We start from the raw sequence: 6,922 nt of genomic DNA on the forward strand, positions 1-6,922 counted from the left end.
GCGAGATCACGGCCGCGAGCCAGGAGCAGAGCACCGGCATCGAACAGGTGAACCAGGCGATTGCGCAGATGGACCAGGTGACGCAGCAGAACGCGGCGCTGGTGGAAGAAGCGGCCGCCGCGGCGCAATCGATGCAGGAGCAGGCCGCGAGCCTGGTCGAGTCGGTCAGCGTGTTCAAGCTCGACAGCGACAACGCGCCGCGCCCGCTCGTGCAGATGCAGGCCCGCGTCCAGCCGGCGCTGCCGCCGCGCAAGGCGGTGCCTGCGCTGAAGGCGCCCGCCCGGCCGGCAGCGGCCCGCCACGCGGCCGGCACCCGTTCCGCCCCAAGGCTCGCCGCGGCCCAGGCCGCCGCGCCGGGCGACTGGACCGAGTTCTGACACGCACCGCAGGAAAAGCAAAATGAAATGGTTCCTGAAGCTTCGTGTCGCCGCCAAGCTGGTTCTCAGTTTTCTCGTAGTCGCGGCGGTAGGCGCCGCGGTCGGCGGGCTCGGCATCTTCCACATGGGGCGCATCAACGCCTCGACGGAAAACCTCTACAGCCACGACCTGCGCGCAATGAAGGCCGTGCAGGCGGCCAACATCCACCTGCTCGACGCGAGCCGCGCCCAGATGGGGCTGCTGTCGGCCGGTACCAAGGGCGAGCGCAATGCCGGCTTCACGGAATTGAAGAACGCCGTGAAGGCGCTCGAATCGAACGTGGCCGAGGTCAAGCCGCTGCTCGAAGAGACGCCCGAGGGCCGCGAACTCAGCGAGCAGTACCAGCGCCTGATGCCGCCGCTGCGAAAGCACATGGCCGATTTTGCCGACCTGATCGCCAAGCAGTCGCTGGACAGCTCGCAGTTCGAAGGCAGCGTGCCGCAGGAGAGCGAGCAGCTGCTCAAGGAGTCGCGTGCGCTGGAGAAAGTGCTTCAGCGCATGGTGGCCTACAGCGACCAGCAGGCCAGGGACAGCATGGAGGATGCCGCGCGCACTTTCAAGACCTCGCGCCTGCTGATGGTGCTGATGGCGCTGGCCGGCATCGCCATCAGTGTGGGGCTCGGCGTGGTGGTGGCGCGGCTGCTGGCACGGCAGCTGGGCGGCGAGCCCGGCTATGCCGCCGATGTGGTCGGCCGCATCGCAAATGGCGACCTGACTGAAAGTGTGCAGGCCCGCTCGGCCCGCGCCGGCAGCCTCTTGTTCTCGATCAAGCGCATGCAGGACCAGCTGACCGAGGTCGTGGTGCGGATCAAGAATTCCAGCGATGCGATCGCGACGGCCTCGGGCGAGATTGCCGCGGGCAACCAGGACCTGTCCTCGCGCACCGAGGAACAGGCGAGTTCTCTGGAGCAGACGGCCGCCTCGATGGAAGAGCTCACGAGCACCGTCAAGCAGAACGCCGACAACGCGCGCCAAGCGAATCAACTGGCCTTGTCGGCTTCCGAAGTGGCGGTCAAGGGCGGGAATGTCGTGGGCCAGGTGGTGGACACCATGGCCTCGATCAATGCCTCCTCGAAGAAGATCGTCGACATCATCGGCGTGATCGACGGCATTGCGTTCCAGACCAACATCCTGGCGCTCAATGCGGCGGTCGAAGCTGCCCGTGCCGGCGAACAGGGCAGAGGCTTCGCGGTGGTCGCCTCCGAAGTGCGCAACCTCGCGCAGCGCTCGGGCGCAGCGGCCAAGGAAATCAAGGGCCTGATCGACGACTCGGTGGGCAAGGTGGACATGGGCAGTGCGCTGGTGGGCGAAGCCGGCAAGACCATGGCCGAGATCGTGGGCAGCGTGAAGCGCGTGACCGACATCATCGGGGAGATCACGGCGGCGAGCCAGGAGCAGAGCACGGGCATTGAACAGGTGAACCAGGCGATCGCGCAGATGGACCAGGTGACGCAGCAGAACGCGGCGCTGGTGGAAGAAGCGGCCGCTGCGGCACAGTCGATGCAGGAGCAGGCCGCGAGCCTGGTGCAGGCCGTGAGCGTGTTCAGGCTCGAAGGCGGGGCGCAAGCCCTCCATGCGCAAACACCGCGCACGCCCGAAGCGCCGGCCCGGCCGACCGCGAAGCCGCGCAAGAAGGAAGCCGTGGCCTCCGCTCCGCCGCTGACCCTGGCCGGCGGCGCCGCGGGTGCTGCGGGCGATTGGACCGAGTTCTAGACCCCACCCCACAGGAAAGAACCCTGATGAAAGCCGCAGCCACGGACTCGTCCCAGCCAACGCGCCCCTTCGTCTCGCTGGCGCGCACGCTCACCGTCAGGGCCGCCCTTGCCATTCTGCTGGTGACGGTGCTGCTGCTCGCGGCATTCTATGCGATCGGCTCCGCGCAGCAGCAGCGCAGCGCCGCGCAATACGCCAATGCCAAGGCCGAAGCGATTGCGCGGTCGCTCGACATCTTTGACCGCACCATGCAGCTGACCGCGGAGAACGCTTACGGCGTCTTCCGGCGCCAGTTCTCGGCCACCTTCGCTGTCGAAGATGCTGCCCAAGGCATCGTAAGCAGCTACGGCACGCCGATCGATGGCGCGAGCACGGGCGAGGTGGATGCCTTCGCGCGGGATTTTCCTGGTGCCAACGCCACGGTGTTCGTGGTGCAGGGCGAAGACTTCCGCCGCATCACGACCTCGGTCAAGAAGGAGAACGGCGAGCGTGCCATCGGAACGCTGCTCGACCGCAAGAGCGCCGCGTATCCGGTGCTGCGCTCGGGCAGGAAATTCGTCGGCCGCGCCATGCTGTTCGGGCGCCCCTTCATGACGGTCTACGAGCCGGTGCGCGATGCGGCCGGCCAGGTCGTCGCGGTGCTCTACATCGGCCTGGACATCTCGCAGCAGCAGGCCTCCTTCGGCGAAGCGGTGGGCCAGAGCCGCATCTTCGACACGGGCGGGCTCTACATCGTCAACCCGGGCGCAGATCCTGCCGCTGCCGCGCTCGTGTTCCATCCGTCGGCGGCCGGCAAGAAGCTGTCCGAGGTTGTGCAGGGTGCAGATCCGGCAGGTTGGCTTGCACGCCTGAAGGGCGAGGACGCCTCGTGGATCGACGATGCACCCGCTGTGCTCCTGCCGGTGCAGGCGGGACGGCGCTATGCGTCCGTGAGCAGGAGCGACGCGGCCGGCTGGCTGGTGGTGGCGGAGATTCCCGCCTCGGAGGTGATGGCTGATCTCTACCGCGAGATGCGCCTGCTCGGCGGCTTCATGGCGCTGGCCGCGCTGCTGCTGGGCGCGGGGCTGGTCGTCTTCATCCGGCGCATGGTGCGGCCGCTTCGCGTATTGAGCGAGCATGTGCAGGCCATCGGCCAAGGGGACCTGTCGCGGCCGCTGTCGTCCGAGCGCCGCGACGAGATCGGCGTCATCACGCGGGCCGTCGAGTCGATGCGCGGCGGCCTGGCCACCGTGGTGAGCGGCGTGCGCCAGGGCACCGATGCGATCGCGACGGCCTCGGGCGAGATTGCCGCGGGCAACCAGGACCTGTCCTCGCGCACCGAGGAACAGGCGAGTTCTCTGGAGCAGACGGCCGCCTCGATGGAAGAGCTCACGAGCACCGTCAAGCAGAACGCCGACAACGCGCGCCAAGCGAATCAACTGGCCTTGTCGGCTTCCGAAGTGGCGGTCAAGGGCGGGAATGTCGTGGGCCAGGTGGTGGACACCATGGCCTCGATCAATGCCTCCTCGAAGAAGATCGTCGACATCATCGGCGTGATCGACGGCATTGCGTTCCAGACCAACATCCTGGCGCTCAATGCGGCGGTCGAAGCTGCCCGTGCCGGCGAACAGGGCAGAGGCTTCGCGGTGGTCGCCTCCGAAGTGCGCAACCTCGCGCAGCGCTCGGGCGCAGCGGCCAAGGAAATCAAGGGCCTGATCGACGACTCGGTGGGCAAGGTGGACATGGGCAGTGCGCTGGTGGGCGAAGCCGGCAAGACCATGGCCGAGATCGTGGGCAGCGTGAAGCGCGTGACCGACATCATCGGGGAGATCACGGCGGCGAGCCAGGAGCAGAGCACGGGCATTGAACAGGTGAACCAGGCGATCGCGCAGATGGACCAGGTGACGCAGCAGAACGCGGCGCTGGTGGAAGAAGCGGCCGCTGCGGCACAGTCGATGCAGGAGCAGGCCGCGAGCCTGGTGCAGGCCGTGAGCGTGTTCAAGCTGGACGGCCCGCCGCGCCAGGCCGCCACCGCCCTGCGGCAAACCAGCCCTGTCCATTACCACGCGCCCGAGGTGGCGCCCCTCTGAGGCCGCGCCTTCGCCGTCCCTTCACCCCCATTCAGTATTCCGGTATTCCAAGATGAACTTCCTTTCCAACATGCGCATCGGCACGCGCCTGACCATCGGCTTCGGCCTGGTTCTCGCGCTGACCCTGGTCTCGGCGGCGTTCGCCCTGGTGACCGCCCGAAGCAATGCCGAGGCCACCCGCCAGATGATGCAGAGCCCGCTCGCGAAGGAGCGGCTGATCTCCGACTGGTACGTGCTGACCTACTCGGCCATCGCGCGCACCGCGATGATCGCCCGGACCACCGACGAAACGCTTCCCATCACCTTTGCCGACGTCATCTCCGACAGCGTCAAGAAGGGCGGCGAAACCATGGCCAAGGTCGAGGCCCTGCTGGTGACCGACGTCGAGAAGTCGACCTTCAAGTCCATCGTCGAGCTGCGGGCCAAATACCAGGCCGCCAAGGACGCGGTGCAGAAGGCCAAGGCCAGTGGCACCCCGGGCGAGGCGGAGGCGGTGTTCAAGAACACCTTCCAGCCGGCCGCCAAGGCCTATGAAAGCCGCGTGCTCGAACTGCTTGCGCTCGAGCGCAAGGCGATCGACGACATGAGCCATGCGATCGATGCGGCCAACGAGCGAGGCTTCAACCTGCGCATCGTGCTCACGGTGCTCACGCTGGTGATCGGCGCGGGCTGCGCCTTCCTGATTGCGCGCAGCGTCACGCAGCCGCTGGGCCGCGCGGTGAAGGTGGCCGAAACGGTGGCGAGCGGCGACCTCGGCTCGGTCATCGAGGCCCACTCGCGCGACGAAACCGGCCAGCTCATGCAGGCGCTGAAGCACATGAACGAGAGCCTGGCCAAGGTGGTCGGCGAGGTGCGCCAGGGCACCGACACGATCGCGACCGCCTCGAAGCAGATCGCAGCCGGCAACCGGGACCTGTCTTCGCGCACCGAGGAACAGGCGAGTTCTCTGGAGCAGACGGCCGCCTCGATGGAGGAACTCACGAGCACCGTCAAGCAGAACGCCGACAACGCGCGGCAAGCGAATCAACTGGCCTTGTCGGCTTCCGAAGTGGCCGTCAAGGGCGGGAATGTCGTGGGCCAGGTGGTGGACACCATGGCCTCCATCAACAGCTCGTCCAAGAAGATCGTCGACATCATCGGCGTGATCGACGGCATCGCGTTCCAGACCAACATCCTGGCCTTGAATGCGGCGGTGGAGGCTGCAAGAGCGGGTGAACAAGGCCGCGGCTTCGCAGTCGTCGCTTCCGAGGTGAGAAACCTCGCGCAACGCTCCGGCGCAGCCGCCAAGGAAATCAAGGGCCTGATCGACGACTCGGTGGACAAGGTCGAGGCCGGCAGCCGCCAGGTGGCCGAGGCGGGGCGCACGATGGACGAGATCGTGGACAGCGTGAAGCGCGTGACCGACATCATGGGCGAGATCACGGCCGCGAGCCAGGAGCAGAGCACCGGCATCGAACAGGTGAACCAGGCGATCGCGCAGATGGACCAGGTGACGCAGCAGAACGCGGCGCTGGTGGAAGAAGCGGCCGCCGCGGCGCAGTCGATGCAGGAGCAGGCCGCGAGCCTGGTGGCGTCGGTCAGCGTGTTCCGGCTCGAGGCCGGGAGAGACCTGGCGCCTGCTGCAAGCCTGCCCGGCGACGCCCGCACGGGCCTGGCGCTGCGCACCTCGGGGCCAGCCTTCGCCTAGCGAGAAAAAAACAAACCCTTCGATCTGGAACTGATGAGAGTCAATCTACCCGTTACCGCCAACGAATATCTGCTCGACGATGGCGCAGCACTGGTGTCGCGCACCGACCTGAAAGGGCGCATCACCTACGTCAATCCGGCCTTCGTGGCCGCCAGCGGCTATGCCGTGGCGCAACTCATCGGCAAGCCGCACAACATGATTCGGCACCCCGACATGCCCCCGGAGGCCTTTGCCGACATGTGGGAGACCCTGAAGCAGGAGCTGCCCTGGACCGGCGTGATCAAGAACCGGCGCGAGAACGGGGACTTCTACTGGGTGCTCGCGAATGTGACGCCGATCCGCCGCAGGGGCGAGGTGGAGGGCTACATGTCGGTGCGCAGCAAGCCCGATCGCGCGGACGTGGCGCAGGCCGAGCAGCTTTACCGCAGGTTCAGGGAAGGCCATGCCCAGGGCCTGGCGATCCGGCAGGGCGAGGTCGTCAAGCGCGGCTGGACGAGCCTGCTGGCCCGCCTGCGCCGCCTGCCCATCCGGCTGCGCGTGCTGGGCTCGACCTCGGCCGCGGCGGTATCGATGCTGGTGCTCGGCGCTGCCGGCCATTTCGGCTGGGCCGGCCCCGAGGACTGGGCTGCCGGTGCCGCGGTGTGCGCGCTGGCGTGGGCGGGCTTCGGCTATTTCCTCGACCGCACGGTCTTCCGCCCCATGGACCAGGCGGTGCGGGTGGCGCAGGCCATCGCCGCCGGGGGCATTGCGAGGTTCGAGGTCCGCCCCGAGGACGAGATGCGCCACCTGCTTCGCGCGCTGAACCAGATGAGCGCGAACTTCTCGGCCGTTGTGGTGGATGTGGACAGCAACGTGTCGAGCGTGGTGTCGGCCTCGACCCAGATTGCGGCGGGCAACCAGGACCTGTCCTCGCGCACCGAGGAACAGGCGAGTTCTCTGGAGCAGACGGCCGCCTCGATGGAAGAACTCACGAGCACCGTCAAGCAGAACGCCGACAACGCGCGCCAGGCCAACCAGCTGGCCGTCTCCGCTTCCG

4 protein-coding genes and 1 pseudogene are annotated in these 6,922 nt (G+C 67.4%); all 5 read left to right on the forward strand.

What is annotated here, in order from left to right:
- Positions 1–377 (forward strand): annotated as a pseudogene (locus tag IB278_RS33370) (hypothetical protein); the annotation flags it as partial.
- Positions 378–399: 22 nt separating this feature from the next.
- Positions 400–2,130 carry a methyl-accepting chemotaxis protein gene (locus tag IB278_RS33375; RefSeq protein ID WP_145747818.1) on the forward strand — a complete coding sequence of 577 codons (1,731 nt, stop codon included), beginning with the start codon at positions 400–402 and terminating at the stop codon, positions 2,128–2,130.
- 26 nt (positions 2,131–2,156) lie between these two features.
- Positions 2,157–4,199: a methyl-accepting chemotaxis protein gene (locus IB278_RS33380; protein WP_192328746.1), complete on the forward strand. Its 2,043-nt coding sequence runs from the start codon at positions 2,157–2,159 to the stop codon at positions 4,197–4,199.
- Between the two features lie 52 nt (positions 4,200–4,251).
- Positions 4,252–5,886: a methyl-accepting chemotaxis protein gene (locus IB278_RS33385; protein ID WP_225613351.1), complete on the forward strand. Its 1,635-nt coding sequence runs from the start codon at positions 4,252–4,254 to the stop codon at positions 5,884–5,886.
- Positions 5,887–5,919: 33 nt separating this feature from the next.
- Positions 5,920–6,922: PAS domain-containing protein (locus IB278_RS33390; RefSeq protein WP_192328749.1), on the forward strand; the 1,003-nt coding region annotated here is incomplete at its 3' end.

It is taken from the genome of Variovorax sp. VRV01, assembly GCF_014852545.1.
Classification (GTDB): domain Bacteria; phylum Pseudomonadota; class Gammaproteobacteria; order Burkholderiales; family Burkholderiaceae_C; genus Variovorax; species Variovorax beijingensis_A.

What these genes read in the sequence shown, in the direction of transcription:
- IB278_RS33375 (WP_145747818.1), top strand. Translation starts at nt 400, where the DNA reads ATGAAATGGTTCCTGAAGCTTCGTGTCGCCGCCAAGCTGGTTCTCAGT.
- IB278_RS33380 (WP_192328746.1), top strand. Translation starts at nt 2,157, where the DNA reads ATGAAAGCCGCAGCCACGGACTCGTCCCAGCCAACGCGCCCCTTCGTC.
- IB278_RS33385 (WP_225613351.1), top strand. Translation starts at nt 4,252, where the DNA reads ATGAACTTCCTTTCCAACATGCGCATCGGCACGCGCCTGACCATCGGC.